The 15,880-nt window shown below is 67.8% G+C and carries 19 protein-coding genes and 1 pseudogene; 6 read left to right on the top strand and 14 right to left on the bottom strand.

Features of this window, described 5'->3' with window-relative positions; all coding sequences use genetic code 11:
• Window positions 1-25: 25 nt before the first annotated feature.
• Both G6N30_RS08390 and G6N30_RS08395 read right to left on the bottom strand, forming a co-directional pair.
• Window positions 26-604: an ATPase gene (locus G6N30_RS08390; RefSeq protein ID WP_134051785.1), complete on the bottom strand. Its 579-nt coding sequence runs from the start codon at window positions 602-604 to the stop codon at window positions 26-28.
• 15 nt (window positions 605-619) lie between these two features.
• Complete coding sequence (locus tag G6N30_RS08395) at window positions 620-1,012, bottom strand: TA system antitoxin ParD family protein (RefSeq protein ID WP_134051787.1); 393 nt, start codon at window positions 1,010-1,012, stop codon at window positions 620-622.
• Window positions 1,013-1,161: 149 nt separating this feature from the next.
• Here G6N30_RS08395 and G6N30_RS08400 point away from each other — a divergent pair, with 149 nt between their 5' ends.
• Entirely contained in the window at window positions 1,162-2,028 is an 867-nt protein-coding gene (locus G6N30_RS08400) for an EamA family transporter (protein WP_179965564.1), read from the top strand.
• A gap of 14 nt (window positions 2,029-2,042) precedes the next feature.
• On the opposite strand, the gene G6N30_RS08405 is transcribed toward G6N30_RS08400, so the two are convergent.
• Window positions 2,043-2,804 carry an SDR family NAD(P)-dependent oxidoreductase gene (locus tag G6N30_RS08405; protein WP_134051790.1) on the bottom strand — a complete coding sequence of 254 codons (762 nt, stop codon included), beginning with the start codon at window positions 2,802-2,804 and terminating at the stop codon, window positions 2,043-2,045.
• 10 nt (window positions 2,805-2,814) lie between these two features.
• Window positions 2,815-3,828 carry an acetamidase/formamidase family protein gene (locus tag G6N30_RS08410; RefSeq protein WP_134051793.1) on the bottom strand — a complete coding sequence of 338 codons (1,014 nt, stop codon included), beginning with the start codon at window positions 3,826-3,828 and terminating at the stop codon, window positions 2,815-2,817.
• 106 nt (window positions 3,829-3,934) lie between these two features.
• Here G6N30_RS08410 and G6N30_RS08415 point away from each other — a divergent pair, with 106 nt between their 5' ends.
• Window positions 3,935-4,351 carry a pyridoxamine 5'-phosphate oxidase family protein gene (locus G6N30_RS08415; protein ID WP_179965565.1) on the top strand — a complete coding sequence of 139 codons (417 nt, stop codon included), beginning with the start codon at window positions 3,935-3,937 and terminating at the stop codon, window positions 4,349-4,351.
• 9 nt (window positions 4,352-4,360) lie between these two features.
• On the opposite strand, the gene G6N30_RS08420 is transcribed toward G6N30_RS08415, so the two are convergent.
• Entirely contained in the window at window positions 4,361-4,945 is a 585-nt protein-coding gene (locus G6N30_RS08420) for an FKBP-type peptidyl-prolyl cis-trans isomerase (RefSeq protein ID WP_134055068.1), read from the bottom strand.
• 92 nt (window positions 4,946-5,037) lie between these two features.
• Window positions 5,038-5,643: a class I SAM-dependent methyltransferase gene (locus G6N30_RS08425; RefSeq protein WP_134051799.1), complete on the bottom strand. Its 606-nt coding sequence runs from the start codon at window positions 5,641-5,643 to the stop codon at window positions 5,038-5,040.
• A gap of 83 nt (window positions 5,644-5,726) precedes the next feature.
• Between G6N30_RS08425 and G6N30_RS08430 the strand changes: the two genes are divergently transcribed.
• The gene (locus G6N30_RS08430; protein ID WP_134051801.1) at window positions 5,727-5,951 is read left to right on the top strand and encodes a hypothetical protein; all 225 of its coding nucleotides are present in this window, start codon (window positions 5,727-5,729) and stop codon (window positions 5,949-5,951) included.
• On the opposite strand, the gene G6N30_RS08435 is transcribed toward G6N30_RS08430, so the two are convergent.
• Both G6N30_RS08435 and G6N30_RS08440 read right to left on the bottom strand, forming a co-directional pair.
• Window positions 5,948-6,448, bottom strand: a complete 501-nt coding sequence (locus G6N30_RS08435) for an SRPBCC domain-containing protein (RefSeq protein WP_134051803.1) — start codon at window positions 6,446-6,448, stop codon at window positions 5,948-5,950. The genes G6N30_RS08430 and G6N30_RS08435 overlap by 4 nt on opposite strands.
• A gap of 30 nt (window positions 6,449-6,478) precedes the next feature.
• Window positions 6,479-6,952 carry an SRPBCC family protein gene (locus G6N30_RS08440; protein ID WP_134051805.1) on the bottom strand — a complete coding sequence of 158 codons (474 nt, stop codon included), beginning with the start codon at window positions 6,950-6,952 and terminating at the stop codon, window positions 6,479-6,481.
• 92 nt (window positions 6,953-7,044) lie between these two features.
• On the opposite strand from G6N30_RS08440, the pseudogene G6N30_RS08445 reads away from it, so the two are divergent.
• A pseudogene (locus G6N30_RS08445) lies at window positions 7,045-8,326 on the top strand (HNH endonuclease).
• A 69-nt stretch (window positions 8,327-8,395) separates the two neighbouring features.
• On the opposite strand, the gene G6N30_RS08450 reads toward G6N30_RS08445, so the two are convergent.
• Entirely contained in the window at window positions 8,396-9,103 is a 708-nt protein-coding gene (locus G6N30_RS08450; RefSeq protein ID WP_234880075.1) for a phosphotransferase family protein, read from the bottom strand.
• Window positions 9,104-9,202: 99 nt separating this feature from the next.
• On the opposite strand from G6N30_RS08450, the gene G6N30_RS08455 reads away from it, so the two are divergent.
• The gene (locus G6N30_RS08455; protein ID WP_234880076.1) at window positions 9,203-9,820 is read left to right on the top strand and encodes a polyketide cyclase; all 618 of its coding nucleotides are present in this window, start codon (window positions 9,203-9,205) and stop codon (window positions 9,818-9,820) included.
• A 104-nt stretch (window positions 9,821-9,924) separates the two neighbouring features.
• Window positions 9,925-10,302 (top strand): DUF4189 domain-containing protein, encoded by a 378-nt coding sequence (locus G6N30_RS08460; protein ID WP_134051807.1) that lies wholly within the window; start codon window positions 9,925-9,927, stop codon window positions 10,300-10,302.
• A gap of 17 nt (window positions 10,303-10,319) precedes the next feature.
• Here the strand turns inward: G6N30_RS08460 and G6N30_RS08465 are convergent, their stop codons facing one another.
• From G6N30_RS08465 to G6N30_RS08485, 5 genes are all read right to left on the bottom strand, one after another.
• Window positions 10,320-11,129, bottom strand: coding sequence for an LLM class F420-dependent oxidoreductase (locus G6N30_RS08465; protein WP_134051809.1), 810 nt, complete (start codon window positions 11,127-11,129; stop codon window positions 10,320-10,322).
• Between the two features lie 57 nt (window positions 11,130-11,186).
• Entirely contained in the window at window positions 11,187-12,875 is a 1,689-nt protein-coding gene (locus G6N30_RS08470; RefSeq protein ID WP_134055074.1) for a GMC family oxidoreductase, read from the bottom strand.
• A gap of 150 nt (window positions 12,876-13,025) precedes the next feature.
• Window positions 13,026-13,346: a hypothetical protein gene (locus G6N30_RS27195; RefSeq protein WP_234880077.1), complete on the bottom strand. Its 321-nt coding sequence runs from the start codon at window positions 13,344-13,346 to the stop codon at window positions 13,026-13,028.
• A 163-nt stretch (window positions 13,347-13,509) separates the two neighbouring features.
• The gene (locus tag G6N30_RS08480; RefSeq protein ID WP_197906167.1) at window positions 13,510-14,427 is read right to left on the bottom strand and encodes a glycerophosphodiester phosphodiesterase family protein; all 918 of its coding nucleotides are present in this window, start codon (window positions 14,425-14,427) and stop codon (window positions 13,510-13,512) included.
• A gap of 270 nt (window positions 14,428-14,697) precedes the next feature.
• Window positions 14,698-15,516: a class I SAM-dependent methyltransferase gene (locus tag G6N30_RS08485; protein ID WP_134051813.1), complete on the bottom strand. Its 819-nt coding sequence runs from the start codon at window positions 15,514-15,516 to the stop codon at window positions 14,698-14,700.
• Window positions 15,517-15,880 lie beyond the last annotated feature (364 nt).

Below are 15,880 nucleotides of genomic sequence, written 5' to 3' on the forward strand. Positions count from 1 at the left end.
CGCGAGTAGCGCACTACTCGATTTCTCAGACCGGCCACTGCTTCTGCAGGGGCAGCGGAGCCCAGGCGGGCCAACCGGGGGATCCGATCGGGCTGCCACCGGCGAACTGCGCGACGATTCGCGGCCCTTTACGGCGGCTGTTGTCGTAGACGGTCGCGCTGTCGCAGAACCCGATGGCGCGCACCACGTGATCCCACAAGCGGCGGTGGCGTTCCCGGATCTTGTCTTCGGCGACGTTGTGCCCGCCCGCGAGCACCCGGTGCTTGACACGTTCGACCGCCAGCTCTTCGGGGATCAGCAGGACGTGCAGGACGACGGTGTAGTCCCGGGCGTGCGCCTCGGCGATGAGGTCGAGTTTGGATGGATGGGAGAAGACGGTTTCGGCGATGAACGAGCGCCCGGCATCGATCAGCGCGGTGCGCGTGGCGGCGGCGATTCGCGCGGCCTCATAGGAGTGGTGCTCGGCATCGGTGGGCCAGCGTTGCCGGGCGATCTCGTCGGCGTTGACGAACGGGCTAGCCGGCAGCAGCGGAGCCAGGGTGAACGCGACGAAGGTGGACTTGCCCGCGCCGTTGGGTCCGACGACGAGGTCGAGTCGGCGCATCCCCGCTGGGCCGGGTCAGGACGACGGGTCGTCGAGGACGACCGACGTCCCGTCGGGCCGGTACTGGACGATCCGTCCGGCGTCGTCGAGTGCGACGGTGGTGACGCCGCGCGCGGCCAGCAGACTTCCGTAGTCTGCGCCGGCGAGTTGCTCCTCGATCGCCGCGGAGATCTCGGCGTTGAACACAACGCCCTCTTCCCGGTTCAGGCTGCTCGGATCGGTCTGCCCGGCCAGCGCGGCCTCCACCCGCCGACGCGCGGCGGTGTGGTGGCTCGACACGGCTCGGCCGACCCGTGCCCAGTGGTCGAGTTGCTGTTTGGCCGAGCGGCTCTGTCGGGCACCTTCTGCGGCCGCGCTGTCGATCAAATCCGCGGCGACGCGGGTCACCCGGTCGGCGACATCGGCCATGCGCACCTCCTGTAGCAAGATGCTACAAGCGTAGCAACCTGCTACGGGGCGCCGCCACCTCGCCACGGCCCATCCGGCCTGTGCATCAAGATCGTATCGGTCGACCGCTGAGCGCAGACAGCGCCGGACTCCCTCTGTTCAATGCAGAAGTGACCGGAGACCACGCCCGCAACGGCGTCCTGATGGCCATCGCCGCACAGGTCTCGGTGCAGATGGGGATGGCCGTCGCGGTCAGCCTCATCGACCGGATCGGGTCCGACGGCACCGCGTGGCTACGGCTCGCCTGGGCGGGTGTGCTGCTGCTGGTGGTGGTTCGCCCGCGGCCATCGGCGTTCACATGGCGCACCTTCGGGATGTGCGTCGTGCTGGGGTGCGTGACCGCGGCGATCTCCTTGCTGTTCATGGCGTCGCTCGACCGCATCGCACTGGGCACCGCCACGGCGCTGGAGTTCCTGGGCCCCCTCGCCGTCGCCGTCGTCCACGGCAAGGGGCGCCACCGGCTGTTGTGGCCGGGGCTTGCCGCCATCGGCGTCGTGTTGCTGTGCCAACCGTTCGACGGGGGCATCGATCCCAAGGGCGCGATGCTGGCGATCGCCGCCGGAGTCTGCTGGGCCATCTACATCCTGCTCACCCAGCGCGTCGGCGACGAGGTGTCCGGGGTCAACGGTCTCGCCGTGTCGATGCCGGTCGCCGCGGTGGTGTCCAGCTTCTTCGTGAGCACCGCGGTGTTCGGGAAGATGACCCCGGAGCTGTTGCTGATCGGGTTGGGCATGGCGGTGCTGCTGCCGGTGCTGCCCTACGTGTTGGAGCTGCTCGCACTGCGCCGGTTGACGACGGCCGCGTTCGGCACGCTGATGAGCCTGGAACCGGCTTTCGCGCTGGTCGTCGGGTTCCTGCTACTCGACCAGGAACCTGGAGTGGCGGGTGTTCTGGGCATCGCGGCCGTGGTGGCGGCGGGGATCGGCGCGGCCCGCGGCGGCGGCAGGGAGATGGCCGTCCCGCTGGAGGTGGGGTGAGCGACTGCGTGCCTTCACAATTGGACGCCGCGCGTCAACGCTCCGTCCACCACCAGATTGGTGCCGGTGACGAAGCTCGCCGCCTGGCTGCTGAGGAACAGCACCGCGTTGGCGACCTCCTGCGGCGTGGCCATCCGGCCCGTCGGGTTCAGGCCGAGTGCGGTGGCGAACAGGGCGGGATCGTTCTCCTCGATCGACGACCACACCCCGCCGGGGAAGTACGTGTTGCCCGGGCTCACGGAGTTGGCGCGCACGCCTTGGGCCGCGAGCTTGTAGGCCAGACCTTGGGTGTAGTGGATGATGGCCGCCTTCATGGTGCCGTACGGCCCTGCGGCGAAGTCGATCTCGCGTCCGGACACACTCGAGATCGTCACGATCGATCCGCCGCCGGAGGCCAGCAGGTGCGGCAGTGCAGCGTCCACCAGACCGACCGTGCCCATCAGGTCGACGTCGAAGGTCGTGCGCCAGTTGTCCGCCGACTCCGGGATCGCCAGGGCGCTGACGTTGGCGACCACCCCGTCGAGCCCGCCGAGCTTGCCGGCAGCGGCGGCCACCCAATCGGCCAGCGCCGCGGAGTCGCCGACGTCCACCGCGGCGCCGACCGCCTGCGCTCCGTCGCCGGCCAACTCCGCCTCGGCCTGCGCGACCGCCTCCGGGGTGCGGGCACAGAAGGCGACGGCCGCCCCCTCGGCGAGCAGACCTTCGACGACAGCGCGCCCGATACCGCGGGTGCCGCCCGTGACGGCGAACCGCTTACCGGTAAGACCCAGATCCATGACAGTCCCCTCAGTAGGTGATCGTTCCGAATGATGCTGCTGCACTGCGTAACTCGGCGTGCACACCGGCGTAGGCCGCGGCGGCGGGCAGGAGCCGCTTGTCGATCTTGGTCACGGAGCTGTAGTTGGTGTCGACGACGTTGGCGATCGGCGCGAGCGAGATCTGGGTGAGCAACTGGTAGGCGTCGAGCCGGTCGAGGCCGTAGAGCTCGCCCAGCCAGGTGATCATCTCGACCTGCCCGGCGCGCCAGGCTTCTTCGAGCGGCCGGCCCGAGCCGACGCACACCAGGTGCGTATCGGTCTCGAGCCGAGGCCACGCCGGCCCGCCACCCTTGATGAGTTCGACGATCACGGTGACGTGCATGGCGCCCTCGACGGCGGTGCCGCACGATTCGCCCTCGCCCTGCCGGTAGTGCCCGTCACCGAGCGAGAACAGGGCGCCGGGGACGTTGACCCGCAGATAGCAGGTGGCGCCCGCGGCCATCTCCGGGGTGTCCATGTTGCCGCCGAACACGTCGGGCACCAGCGAGGTGCGGACCTCGCGCCGGGCGGGCGCGACCCCGACCGTGCCGAGCATCGGGTTGGCAGGCAACGCCAACTCGAAATCGCTGCCGTGCGCGGAGAACGCCAGAGTCTCTGCCGCTGAGTCGTATTCGTAGATGTACGTGCGTTCGGGCAGCGGGTCCTGCAGAGTCGGGCTGACCGGCACACTGGTCAGCCCGCCGAAGAACGGGATCAGCGTCGAGGCACCCCAGGTGCGGGCCGGTGTCAGGTCGACGAGGTGGATGGCGAGGGTGTCGCCGGGTTCGGCGCCCTCGATCCAGAACGGTCCGGTCTGGGGGTTGAGATCCTCGGTGTCCAGTGCGGTCGTCGCGACGTCGGACGCGCTGGTGATCCGCCCGCCGTATGCGTCCTCGGTCCACAGCGTCAGCGCGGTGGGCGCGGTGATCCGCATGACCGGTGCCGCGCCGCCGAAGGTGAAGGCGAACTTCTCGGGCGACGGGACGAAGGTGACGTGATCCATGGCAGCCATCCTCGCCCGCCCGCGCCGCCGCTGCAGCGTTTCCGTCGGCCGTCCACCGCGCGGCGCCCCGGGAATGTGACGGCGCTCTCACGGGTTGGCACAGGACATGGCGAAGATGACCAATGACGAGCGTGAGCAGTTTCTGGCCGACGTGCACGTCGGCGTCATCGCAGTCGAGCGGCCCGGCCGGGCTCCGCTGGCCGTACCGATCTGGTACGGCTACCAGCCGGGTGGTGAGGTGTTGCTGTGGACGGAGTCGAACTCGTTGAAGCACAAGCTGATTCGCGATGCCGGCCGGTTTGCCATCACCGTCCAGGACGAGAACCCGCCGTACCGCTACGTCACCGCCGAAGGTGACGTCACGGCCATCGAGGCCGCCGAGGACGCGCAGGTACGGGCGCTCGCCGTTCGCTACCTCGGCGCGGACGCGGGGGAGAGCTTCACCGACGAGAACCTCGGCCCGGATTCGATCGTGATCCGGATGCGCCCGCAGCGCTGGCTGTCCATGAGCTACGCCGAGTAGCCGCCGGGCTCAGCCGTTGGAGGCCTCGAGGATCTTGATCGCGAAGACGAGCGAGTCACCCGGTTGGATCCCGGCGGCGGGCTGGCCCTCGGGGTAGCCGTCGGCGGAGGTCATGGCCACCGCGACCGTGGATCCGACCTTCTGTCCGGCGATCGCCTTCTGGAAACCGGGCACGACGCCGTCGAGCGGGAACTCGACGGGTTCGCCGCGTTCGTAGCTGCTGTCGAACACGGAGCCGTCCCGGCCGTTGACACCCATGTAGCAGACGGTGACCGCGGCGGTGTCGGCGACGACGGGGCCGTCTCCCGGCTGCAGCGTCTGCACCTGGGTCTCGGTCACGCTGAACGGTCCCTCCACCTTCACGTCCGGCGCCGTCGTATCGGTGGATCCCGTGACCGCGACGCTGCCCGTGGCGCCCGGCAGCGTCCACTCCGGCGTACCCGCGCTCTGTGGTGCGGCCGTCGGGCACGTGGCCGGCGCCGCCACGGTTTCGGTGTTCGAGGACGGCAGCACTTCGTCGGCCCAGGACGCACTCGTCGGGGACGTGCTCGTCGCGGAGTTGTCCGAGTCGCTGCCGCAGCCGGCGAGGGTCATGAGGAGCGCGGCGGCACAGCCGGCGAGGGCAACGGGATAGGACGCACCAGAGAAGTTCACCGTCGTCACGCTACACAGCCGGGTGAGGAGCCCTATGCCGGCCGAAGAACCGCGACGAGGAAGTCGGAGTCGTCGGTGAACGGGCGCAGATCCCAGGTCGACAGCAGCACGTCCGGCGCGAGGCCGGCCTCCGCGGCGTCGGCGAGGAACTGGTCGAAGGCGTAATCGCGCCCGGCGCCGAAGCCGGTCACCACGCGTCCGTCGTCGGCGAGATGGGCCTTGAGCCGGGTGAGCACCTGCACCCTGGTGCTGGGTGCCACGAATGTCATGACGTTGCCCGCCGAGGCGACCACGTCGAACGGTTCGGTGATTCCGCGAGCCGGCAGGTCGAGTTCGGCGAGGTCGGCGACGAGCCACCGCGGGCCGGGATGGTCCTGTTCGGCCGCCTCGATCAGCACCGGATCGACGTCGACGCCGACCACGTCGTGGCCGACAGCGGCCAGATATCCGCCCATCCGGCCGGGTCCGCAGCCGGCGTCGAGGATGCGGGCGCCACGCGGCGCCATCGCGTCGACCAGGCGCGCCTCACCGTTCAGGTCTGCGCCGTCGCGCGCCAGGGCGCGGAAGCGTTCGACATACCAGTGTGAGTGCCCGGGATCGGCTGTCACCTTCTGCATCCAGATGCTCTGCTCGACCACGTCCACCATTGTGTCGCAGACGGCACGGGGGCTCGCCGGGGCCTGCAACATGCGACGTTCCGGGGGAGCCCTAGCCTGGTGGTATGGCTGACGAGATGTGGACCGTTCAGATCGGCGAGATGCCCGACCCCGGCAACCCGGGGGTGCCGCCGGTGCCGACGACCGTCTACGAAGGCGACGAGGCGGGCGCCCGAGATGCCTACACGGAGTACTCGGCCAAGGCCGATGACGAGGGTTATCGCTATGTCATGCTGCGCCAGGTCGGCGAGGTCATCGAACTGTGGGGGACCCCGCCGGCGGTGGGCTAGCGCCGTTCCGCAAGCGCGGCAAGGTTTTTGAGCGAGTTGTCGAGGTGCTGGCGCTCGAAGGGCGGGAATTCGATGTCCCGATTGTCCTTCGGAACGCCTGACCAGTCGTAGGTCAGGGTGACCGAGGTGCGGTCGGCACCGGCCGGTTCGAGGTCGTAGCGCCAGATCCACCCGCCGAACTCGACGGTGGTGGCGTCGGGATGCGGATGTCCGGGGATGTGCCGGGGTTCGGCGCCCGGCTGCCACGCGATGGCGCGAGGCCGCTCGAACACCTCCACCCGATTGGCCATCTCGTAGTGCTTGTTCGGGTGGTTGTCGTGGTACATCCCCATCCGGAAGATCTGGCCGACTTCGGCCAGGGGCTCGCGGTCGACGGGTTGTTGCACCCACCCGGTTCCGTCGATGTCCGTGTGGGTCGCGGGATCGGCGAGGATGTCGAACACGGTGTCGGCCGGGGCATTGACGACGGTGCTGGCCGTCATGGTTTCTTCAGTCATGCAGGTATCGACCCGCGGTGTCGGGAAGATTCATCGATGGCGAGGCGCAAGCAGATACGCCGCGAGGTTCGACAACGACGAGTTCATCCCTTCGGCGTGGTCGTCGGCCGAGATGCCCGGAGGTACATCCGCGGCCGTCATCGTGATCCGCGTGCGGCCATCTACGGCGGTGACCGCCCAGGTCATGGTCATGGTGCCGGCGAAAGCCGGGTCCGGAGAGGTGAAGTCGACCTGCTGAACGACCCGTTCGTCGTGGTCGATCGCGACGAAACGCGCCTCGACGACGTCTGAGTCGACCGTGGTCTTGCCACCGCCCGCGGGCGCTTCGGCGTACGTCAGCACCAGCCGGTAGCCGCCGCCGGGGCGGGCGTCGAAGTGCTCGAACCTTCCGGTCATTCCGGCGGGGGGCAGCCAGACGGCGAGCGCTTCCGGATCGATCAGGGCGGCGAAGACGCGGTCGATCGGCGCATCGATCAGTCGCGATGCCGTGTCTGTCCGACCCATACCGCCACCCCAGATGTCGCCATGCCTTCAAGGCTCCGCTCGGCTCCATGATGCACCGGCGTGTGTCGGTGGGGTGGGGTAGCGTCATGGACATGTTCGAAAGTGTGTTCGACATCGATCCCGGAGGCGGGTGAGGCGCAGCTGCGTGCGCAGGTCGAACAGCTCGAACGGATGAAGGCCGCCGCCGCAGCCGCACAGGCGCGGGCGACCGCACTGTGGAAGGCCAAACGGCACGCCGCCGAGATCGCCGCCGGCGTCCCCAGATCCCGGCGCGGCCGCGGGCTGGCCGCCGAAGTCGCACTGGCCCGCATGGACGCCCCCGGACGCGGGGGGCGCCACCTCGGCATGGCCACGGCCTTGGTCGACGAAATGCCATACACCCTGGCAGCACTCGAGAACGGTCAGCTGACCGAATGGCGGGCCACCCTGATCCTGCGCGAATCGGCATGCCTGAGTCTCGAGGACCGCCGTCGACTCGACGCCGAACTGTGCGCCGACCCCACGCGACTCCAGGGCTGGGGCGATGCCCGCGTCGAAGCCGAGGCCAAGAGGATTGCCTGCCGCCTCGACGTCGCCGCCGTCGTCGACCGATCAGCCAAGGCCGCCGCCGACCGCTGCGTGACCACCCGCCCGGCACCCGACACCATGGTCTACGTGACCGCGCTGCTACCGGTGTCGCAGGGAGTGGCGGTCTACGCCGCGTTGAAACGCTCGGCGGACACCACCTTCGACGACCGCACGCGCGGTCAGATCATGGCTGACACGTTGGTCGAACGGGTGACCGGACAGCCCGCCGATCAGCCCACCTCGGTGTCGCTGAACCTCGTGCTGGCCGACACCACCCTGCTCGGCGACGACGCGGAACCCGGCTGGTGCCAGGGCTACGGGCCGGTGCCCGCCGCCGTCGTGCGCGCTCTGGTCAGCGACGCGGTGACCGACAAGCGGGCCAAGGCCACGCTGCGCCGCCTCTACCGCCACCCCGAGAGCGGAGAACTCGTCGCGATGGAATCCAAGGCCCGCACGTTCCCGAAAGGGTTGGCCGCCTTCATCGACGTCCGCGACCAGACGTGCCGCACGCCCTACTGCAACGCCCCGATCCGCCACCACGACCACGCACACCCCCATCATCGGGGTGGGCCCACCAACGCCGTCAACGGCCTCGGCGAATGCGAAGCCTGCAATTACGCCAAAGAAGCCCCCGGCTGGACCGTCAGCACGAGCGACGACGACGGACACCACCGCGCCGCATTCCAGACTCCGACCGGGGCCACCTACTGGTCGACCGCACCACCGTTACCTGGCCCGCCCATCAGAACCGTCTCCGTCATGGAGAACGGACTCAGCATCGACATCGTCACCTTCGCCGCTGCTTAACGCCGGACGCCTGCCGGAGCGGATTCAGTCACGCCGCGAATCCGCCGTCGGGCGGTGACGATGCCGGCGTCACTCGAAGAGCGTCAGAGCCTCGGCAATCATGCGGTAACCCTGGTTTTCGAATCGCTCGTCGCCGACGTGATACGCCCAGACAGCGGTGCCGATCGCTTCGTGGATGGCCTGCATGCGCCATTGATCGGAGATTCTCGGGTCGCCGCCGTATCCGGCGAAGAACGCCTCTTCGAGTCGACGGTCCTTTCTCCACTGCTGGGCGGCGAGTCGATGGAAATCGCTCACGGCCGGCCGCCATTCGAACCGACCGAAGTCGATCACTTTGATCGCGCCCTCGTCGACGAGCCAGTTGCGGGGCTGCCAATCGCCGTGCGTCGGCACCACCGTCACGGGCCGCGGATGGTACGCGGTCAGGATTTCGCGAAGCCTGGCTGCAGTCTGCGGTCCAATTCTGTGCGACTTGTCAAGCCACCCCAACGATTTCGCGACCGCTGCGGCATCCCAGTGGGCATCGAGGCGTTGGGCCTGGCCATGGAATGCGCGAGCCAACCGGCCGGCCTGCCAATAGGTGTCGGGTTCGAACTCGGCAACCGAACCCTGCACCAGTGACCCGTGCAGGTATTCCATGACGAGTTGGTTCGCGGGCCGGTCGTGATGGAGAAGCCGGGCGGCGCGCCCGGTTCGCGCCAGGCAGTCGGTGAATCCCTGGTGAGCGGTGATCTCCCGTCCGATGTGGTGGTTGTCCGGGCCGGCGGCTTTGATCACGACCCGTCCGCGGTCGGAGTCGACGTCGAGGACGACGGTGTCGACGAGGTTCCAGCTCATGTCGCGGCGCAGACGTGGGTTGGGGAGCCAACGTGCAACGTGAGCAGCCTGCGCGTCGCTGAGCCTGCCTCCATGCCAACACTGCACACGCAACGTTATCTCGGTAGCGATCTGGCGATACCATCCGGTCAGCCAGCCAAGCGTGGAGGTCTGATGATCGCGGACCGGTGGGGCGTGACGGACGCCGAGGTAGCGCGGCGGTATCCCTGTGACGACGTGGTGGCCGATCCGGCCGGGGAGTTCTGGCGTGGCGTCACCGTGGATGCGGATCCTCAGCGGGTGTGGCCCTGGGTGACGCAGATTCGGGTGGCTCCGTATTCCTATGACTGGCTGGACAATCTCGGCCGCCGATCACCCCGGCACCGTCTCGACCTACCGGCGCCGGCAGTCGGCGAGAACTTCACCTGCGCCGGGGGCCGACGACTCGGCGTGATCCTGTCGGTGGAACCGGAACGTCAACTGACCGGACGCATCGCCGGCGCGGTGATGTCGTACGTGTTGGAACCGGATGCGGGCGGCACCCGCTTGGTTCTGAAGATCAGCGTTCCGGCGTCCCGATTCAGCGGCCCGCTGCTTCCGCTGCTGTCCCTCGGAGATTTGGTGATGGCCCGCCGTCAGCTGCTCAATTTCAAGCGTCTTTCCGAAGGTTGCACGTAGGCGCGACACGTAGGCCATCGACCGATCTCGCCGCAGTGTCGAGTAGGTACCGCTTTGGTTTCTCGACTCTTCAATACTGCACGGCGCGAATACGATCCGCTCCTATGGTGGCCCTCCGGCGTTTGCTCGTGGTTTCGCTGGTGGCCGTGTGCCTCAGCGGGGGTGCGGCTTTCACCGCACCGACCGCCGGGGCTCTGGGTTGGGGCGCGATCGCGGTCTCGCCGAACACCGGCAGGGTGGGCTACACCAGGGGCTTCAACTCGGCTATCGAGGCCGAGCGCGCGGCCATCGGCCTCTGCAACGCCCGCGACTGCCGGGCAGTCGTGAACTTCACGAAGGGGTGCGGCGCGGTTGCCCAGGCACCCGACGCATCGTGGGCGCCGGGTCTGGGCCGCGACAGCGCCGGCGCACAGAAGATGGCGCTGATCTCGTGCAGTCGCTTCGGTGCGGGTTGTCGCCTCGTCGGCGTGTCATGTAGCTGAACAGACCTTGAATGTGTTCACCCGTTGTCGCGCCAGGTGAGCACCTCTTTGAGGGACGTGAGGTCATAACCGTTGTCGGCGGTGAGTTCGGTCTGGAACAGCGTCACGCCCACCTCGCGGAATGCATCGGCGCTCTCGGCGTTCTCCCACAGCGTCGAGCGTTCGATATCGGCGCCGTCGCGGCCGAACGTCGCGGCGAGTTCGTCGACGCGGTCACTTGACCTGCGGAACGCGTCGATCTCCTGGAACGCGTGCCAGATGTCGGCGTGGCGGGCGATCGCGGGCAGCGAGCGCTTGGGCCCGGTGCCGCCGATGAGGATGGGCAGCTTGCGCACGGGCGGCGGATTCAGGGCGGCGAGCCGGTTCTCGATGCGGATCAGGCTCTCGTCGAACAGATCGAAGCGGGAGCCGAAGGTGCCGAAGTCGTAACCGTAGGTGGTGTAGTCCTTTTCGTACCAGCCAGCGCCGAGGCCGAGAATGAGCCGGCCGCCGCTGATGTGGTCGACGGTGCGCGCCATGTCGGCGAGCAGGTCCGGGTTGCGGTAACCGACGCCGGTGACGAGAAGTCCGATCTCGGCGTGTGAGGTGATCTCGCCCCACGACGCAAGCGCGGTCCAGCCCTCGAAGTTGGCGACATCGGGCTGCTCGTCGAACAGGATGGGCTTGCCGTCGACGATGCCTTTCATCGCCGGGCGGTGGAAGTGGTCGTAGCCGAAGATCACGTCGACGCCGAGGTCGTCGGCGGCAAGCACGGCGTCGCGCCACGTGCGGTAGTCGGGCGTGCCTCCGGGCTGGATCTGCACGGCAACGCGGATGGGACGGGTCATGAATGCTCCTGAGTCGGCGGACGGGCGACTCTTCAGCCAAGTCAACGAGTGCGGGGTTTATTCCGGCTGGCATCCCAAGATCGCGCGGGCGGCGCGCTCGGCGATCAACATGACCGGAGCGTTGGTGTTCCCGGAGGTGATGGTGGGCATCGCCGACGCATCGACCACTCGAAGGCCGGCGACGCGGTACACACGGCAGTCGGTGTCGAGCACCGTGGCGGCCGACCGCGGCAGACCCCGTGCGTCGAAGGCGCCCATCGCGCAGGTGCCCACTGGATGAAAGATCGTCGTGCCCAGCTCACCGGCCGCTTGCTCAAGGTCGTTGTCGCTCAGCACTTGCGGGCCGGGGAGCATCTCTTCGGGACGATAGCGGGCCAGCGACGGCGCCGCCATGATGAGCCGGGTCATCCGCAAGCCCCGCACGGCGACCTGGCGGTCAGCGTCAGTGGACAGGTAGTTGCACGTGATCTTCGGGTAGGTCAGCGGATCTGCGCTGGCGATGCGCACATGGCCACGCGACGTGGGCCGCAGATTGCACACCGAAGGGGTGATCGCTCCGAACCGGTGCAGAGGTTCGCCGAACTTGGCCAGGGACAAGGGCTGAACGTGCCACTCCAGGTCGGGGCTGACCAGCGTGGGGTCGCTCTTGGCGAAGGCGCCCAGCGTGGAGGGCGGCATGGTCAGGGGTCCCGATCGCATCAGCAGGTATTGAAGTCCCATGCCTGCGCGCGTGATCCAGTTGCGGTACAGCGTGTTGACGGTTCGGGCGCCCCGCACTCGGTAGACCGTTCGCAGCTGCAGGTGGTCCTGAAGGTTCTCGCCCACGCCCGGCAGATCGACGGCCACCGGAACGTGGTGCCGGGTGAGCAGTCCGGCGGATCCCAGACCCGAGACCTGCATGAGATGCGGCGACCCGATGGCTCCTGCGCTGAGGATGACCTCTCGGCGGGCCCGGACGTCGACGACTTGACCGTCCTTGAGCAGTTGCACGCCGGTGGCGCGGTGCGCGGCCGTGGTCCAGGCACCGCGACGCTGATCCGCGCGCACCTGGTCGTCCATCAGCAATCGCACGGCCTGGCTGTGGGTGTAGACGGTGAGGTTGGGTCGGTGGGCGACGGGGTGCAGGAACGCGTCGGCCATCGACCAGCGGCGGCCACGCCGTTGATTGACGTGGAAGTACGCACTGCCGGCGTTGTCGCCCCGGTTGAATTCGTCGATGGGGGAGATGCCGACCTGAGCCGCGGCGTCCTGCCAGGCGTCCAGGATCTTCCAGCGGACCCGCGGCCGCTCGACGGGGATCTCGCCACCGGCGCCGTGCCATTCGTCGGCGCCGCCGAAGTAGTCTTCCAACTCCTTGTAGATCGACAGGGTCTCGCCGGCGCCGTCCGGACCGCCCCAGAGCCACCGCTGGTCACCGGTGGCCCGCGCCCACAGCTCGTAATCGGAGGCTTGTCCGCGCATGTGGATCATCGCGTTGATCGACGAGCTGCCGCCGATCACGCGGCCCCGCGCATAGTGAATGGTGCGGCCCGCGAGACCTGGGTCGGCCTCGGTGGTGAAGCACCAGTCGGTTCGGGGATTGGCGATGGTGTACAGGTAGCCCACCGGCACCTTGATCCAGAACCAGTCGTCTGCCCCACCGGCTTCGATCAGGAGTACGCGGTGGTCAGGGTTGGCGCTGAGCCGATTGGCGAGGAGACAGCCCGCACTGCCCGCTCCTACGATGACGAAGTCGTATTCGGCCACAGGGCTCGTTTCCGGCACCGTTCCTCCATTGCCGTCGGATGTATCCAGTGTGCGCGATGGCGGCCCGGTACCAGCGCATGTTCGGTGCCGTCGGCCCTTGGTTTCTCGCGCGCGAGGGTGGCGACGAACGGTGACCGAAGCCTTAAGGGTTCAGTGCGCGGGCCACGGTTCGCGGCCGAACACCTCATCGACCATCGGCCGGAAGGACTCGAGCGGACGATGGTCGAATTGCGTGTCGAAATAGTTCTGGTCGTACTTCTCGCAGAATTCCACACAGTCGTCGAACCATCGGTGGCCGCGGTACTTCTCCCTGGCGTCGCGGACACCACCCATGTGTAGCCGTGGATGGCCGCTGCGGTCGCGATATCCGTTGTGCGCGAATGGCTTTGGATGTATGGGCGCCGCGGCGAAGACGGTTGAGAGGGCGGCAGTGCCGACTGCGCCGCCGATCTGCTGGCTGGTGCTGACCATGGCCTGAGGCCACCCCGTCGCGGGCCTGCACGCCGCTGGTGGCGGTGGCCACCGCGGGGGAGAAGGCCAAGCCTGCGGCACTGGAACACCTCACCGTATTCGTCGCCGCTCCGCGCCCGGCGGCGTCGGCACGTCGTAGCGCCGTCAACCAGAAATCCTGCGGTCACTTCAGAAGCGGTGCGATGCTCTCCACCCGGTTCGTCCAGACGAGTCCAGGGAAGCCTTCGGGGATGCGGTCGAGGGCTTCCGGTGTGTCGAATCCCTCCGAGAAGCCGCCGGATCCGCCGACGATCACGATGCGGGCGTCCGCCTTCCGCATGCGTTCGGCGAAGCGTTCGGGGAAGCCCCACATCCATCGCGCAATGCCCTCGGGTAAGTGGAGCTGCGTGCGGTGGCACGCCGAGGGGACACTGCCGGTCCAACCTATGGCCGTATACCAGCCGAGACAGTCCAGCATGATCGCCTTCGACATGACCCGGAGGTCAGGGAGACGCTCACGCACGGCGGCCACCGGTTCATCGCCGCCGTAGACGGTGAGTCGATCCAGATTCTCGTCTGCGAGCCGCTCAGCCAGAGCGGCTCCCTCGGCGCGGTCGTTGCTCTTCACATGGATCAGCAGCGATTGGGTGGGGAAGGCGGAAAGCACTTCGTTGAGCGAAGGCATGAGGCCGACGCCTTTTCCTCGGAACGGGTAGGTCCTACCGCCGTCGGCGGTATAGCCATAACCGATGTCCAGCTTGCGCAGTTCGTCCATCGTCTGGTCGCGAGTTGTTCCCGTCCCATCGGTGCGGCACTCCAGCGTCCAGTCGTGGAAAACCGCGAACTGGCCGTCGGCGGTCCACTGGACATCGAACTCGACTTGGTCGGCGCCCGCATCGAAGGCGGCACCGATCCCTGCGAGCGTGTTCTCCAGGAACGGGTGCACCGGTGTGTTGATGCGCTCGGCGGTGCAGGTATCGGCCTCGACGCCGGCCATGTCAAACGTCTGGGCCATCCCGCGATGCGCGAGCACCTGAGGTCGCCCTGTCGGATCTGCGCCGAGCAGTGTGGTGTTGTTGACGAAGACAGATGCGGCGAACAACGTGATCGCGAACGCACACCAACGACGTCGTCTCGTTCGCCAACCGCGGGCTGGGCTGGTTGCGTTGACCGGCGAAGGCGAATCGCGCCTCCCTGCGTGACGGAGATACCGTCGAATCGACATGCGTTGCCCTCCGATCGCTTCGACATCGCGGTTTCTCAACGCTGATCGCCACCAGGCCGAGGTTCATCGGGACACTATGTGCGGCCGAGGATAGTGCTGTGATCAAGGCGCGCCTGTACGCCGAGGTGATCGCCGAACGGGCAAGACTCAGAACGCGTAGCGGTGGTACTGCGCCATATAGCGCAGCGCCGGGATGGGTGTCATCACCGCCGCCATCAGGCGGTAGTACCACGCGATGTCGCTGAACCTCGTGGAGTCGAATGGTGACATCCACGACAGCAGCCGCAGTCCGGGTACCGCCTCGATGACGTCGTCGGGCTTGTCGATGGCCCAGTGCAGCGTGGCGCCGGCGCGGCGCACCACGGCGTTCATCCATTGTGACTTGATGCCCAGCCTGCTGAACGCGTCGAACTGCAGCTCTCCCGACGGGGCGTGGTCGACGATCCGACGCAACAGCGCGACGCCGTCGTCGCGCGTGAGGTACATCGTCAAACCCTCGCCGATCATGAGTGTGGGCCTGGTGCGGGGGATTTCGGCGAACCAGCTGGGGTCGGTGACCGACGCGGCGATCAGGTGGTAATGGTCGCGGGCACCGAACAGCTGCTCGCGCAGCCGAATCACGTCGGGATAGTCGACGTCATACCACTCGACGCCGGGGCCGGGGTCGAGCCGGAAGGCACGCGTGTCCAGCCCGCAGCCGAGATGCAACACGAGGGCGTCGGGGTTGACGGCGAGGAACTGGCGCGCCCAGTTGTCGAAGTGTGCGCTGCGGGTGGTCACCGACGGCGAATTGGCCGCCGTGATCGCCGTCTTGCGCCAGTCGTAGTCGATGCGGTCGACGACCTCCTTGGCGAAGCGGTCGCCGAGGATTGGGTTCGGCAGGTCGGCGTCCAGGGCCTTGGCGTAAAAGGTCGCCAGCATGGTCTGCGGGGCGCCGGTTAGGTCGACGTGCAGTTTCTCTGACATGAGGAACGAGGCTAGGCGCGCCCAAACGACACGGCTAGCAACTGAACGACGGACGGCGCGCCGTTCAGCCCTTACTCTTGCGTCGGGTCGCGCAGACCTTCCTGCGCGGGTTGGCCCGGACCGAGGCCTCAGCATCGGCGGTCGGGCCGTTCGACTCCGGCTCGCTCGACGACGACGAGAGGCGAGCTGCCGTCATCCGTCACCGGCGCTCAATCCGCGATAGTTGACATAATGTGGCTTATCGGTACATATCTAACATGGGCGAACGGTTCACGTGCACCCGCGCCGGTCCGTTTGTGCAGATCAGGGCTGCCTCATCTGGTTGGTCGGTCGCCCGCTCGGTTGACGCCACCGTGCCATCATC

The organism is Mycolicibacterium litorale, assembly GCF_010731695.1.
Lineage (GTDB): Bacteria > Actinomycetota > Actinomycetes > Mycobacteriales > Mycobacteriaceae > Mycobacterium > Mycobacterium litorale.

Coding starts and splice junctions, on each gene's coding strand:
- G6N30_RS08390 (WP_134051785.1), bottom strand. CDS start 604: ATGCGCCGACTCGACCTCGTCGTCGGACCCAACGGCGCGGGCAAGTCC.
- G6N30_RS08395 (WP_134051787.1), bottom strand. CDS start 1,012: ATGGCCGATGTCGCCGACCGGGTGACCCGCGTCGCCGCGGATTTGATC.
- G6N30_RS08405 (WP_134051790.1), bottom strand. CDS start 2,804: ATGGATCTGGGTCTTACCGGTAAGCGGTTCGCCGTCACGGGCGGCACC.
- G6N30_RS08410 (WP_134051793.1), bottom strand. CDS start 3,828: ATGGATCACGTCACCTTCGTCCCGTCGCCCGAGAAGTTCGCCTTCACC.
- G6N30_RS08415 (WP_179965565.1), top strand. CDS start 3,935: ATGGCGAAGATGACCAATGACGAGCGTGAGCAGTTTCTGGCCGACGTG.
- G6N30_RS08420 (WP_134055068.1), bottom strand. CDS start 4,945: ATGACCCTCGCCGGCTGCGGCAGCGACTCGGACAACTCCGCGACGAGC.
- G6N30_RS08430 (WP_134051801.1), top strand. CDS start 5,727: ATGGCTGACGAGATGTGGACCGTTCAGATCGGCGAGATGCCCGACCCC.
- G6N30_RS08435 (WP_134051803.1), bottom strand. CDS start 6,448: ATGACTGAAGAAACCATGACGGCCAGCACCGTCGTCAATGCCCCGGCC.
- G6N30_RS08440 (WP_134051805.1), bottom strand. CDS start 6,952: ATGGGTCGGACAGACACGGCATCGCGACTGATCGATGCGCCGATCGAC.
- G6N30_RS08460 (WP_134051807.1), top strand. CDS start 9,925: ATGGTGGCCCTCCGGCGTTTGCTCGTGGTTTCGCTGGTGGCCGTGTGC.
- G6N30_RS08465 (WP_134051809.1), bottom strand. CDS start 11,129: ATGACCCGTCCCATCCGCGTTGCCGTGCAGATCCAGCCCGGAGGCACG.
- G6N30_RS27195 (WP_234880077.1), bottom strand. CDS start 13,346: ATGGTCAGCACCAGCCAGCAGATCGGCGGCGCAGTCGGCACTGCCGCC.
- G6N30_RS08485 (WP_134051813.1), bottom strand. CDS start 15,516: ATGTCAGAGAAACTGCACGTCGACCTAACCGGCGCCCCGCAGACCATG.